The sequence below is a fragment of the Paraburkholderia atlantica genome, from assembly GCF_009362785.1.
Classification (GTDB): Bacteria; Pseudomonadota; Gammaproteobacteria; order Burkholderiales; family Burkholderiaceae; genus Paraburkholderia; species Paraburkholderia atlantica.
In genome coordinates this window covers 1-723 of record NZ_WHNQ01000220.1, presented here as the reverse complement: position 1 = coordinate 723, position 723 = coordinate 1, and the positions used below count along the sequence as shown (strand labels likewise).

At 62.7% G+C, this 723-nt stretch carries 2 pseudogenes; both read right to left on the bottom strand.

Features of this window, described 5'->3' with window-relative positions:
• Positions 1-433, bottom strand: a pseudogene (mhpE, locus tag GCT19_RS42375) (4-hydroxy-2-oxovalerate aldolase); the annotation flags it as partial.
• A 13-nt stretch (positions 434-446) separates the two neighbouring features.
• Positions 447-723: pseudogene (locus GCT19_RS42370) on the bottom strand (acetaldehyde dehydrogenase); the annotation flags it as partial.

The following is a 723-nucleotide window of genomic DNA, read 5'->3' as shown; positions in this document are numbered from 1 at the left end:
CCGGCGTGGTCATGTGGCTCATCATCAGGAAGCCGACGGTGTCCATGCCGAGTTCGCGCGCGTATTCGATGTGCTGCTTCGAAATGTCCGCTTCCGTGCAGTGCGTCGCCACGCGGACCACGCGTGCACCCGCGTTATACGCAGCCTTCAGGTCGTGAATCGTGCCAATGCCGGGCAGCAGCAGTGTCGCGATCTTCGCGTGCTCGACCACGTCGGCGACCGCTTCGATCCATTCGAGGTCGCTATGCGCGCCGAAGCCATAATTGAAGCTCGAACCTTGCAGTCCGTCGCCGTGCGCGACTTCGATGCTGTCCACCTTCGCGCGGTCCAATGCGCGTGCGATGTCCTGCACGTTCTGGATCGAGTACTGGTGACGAATGGCGTGACTGCCGTCGCGCAGCGTCACGTCGGAGATATACAGTTTCTTGTCCATGCGGGAAGTCTCCTTAAGCCTCTGATGCCTGCACGAGCGCCTGCGCCATGCGCTCGGCGGTCGCGAGCGCGGCCGAAGTCATGATGTCGAGATTGCCCGCGTAGGCGGGCAGGTAGTGCGCGGCGCCTTCGACCTCGATGAAGATCGACGTCTTCAGACCGCTGAAGCGGCCGAGGCCCGGAATGTTCAGCGGCGCGCTCGCGGGGATTTCGTCGAACTGCACCTTCTGCTTCAGGCGATAGCCGGGCACATAGGTGTGAACCTTCGCGACCATCGCCTCGATCGACTGC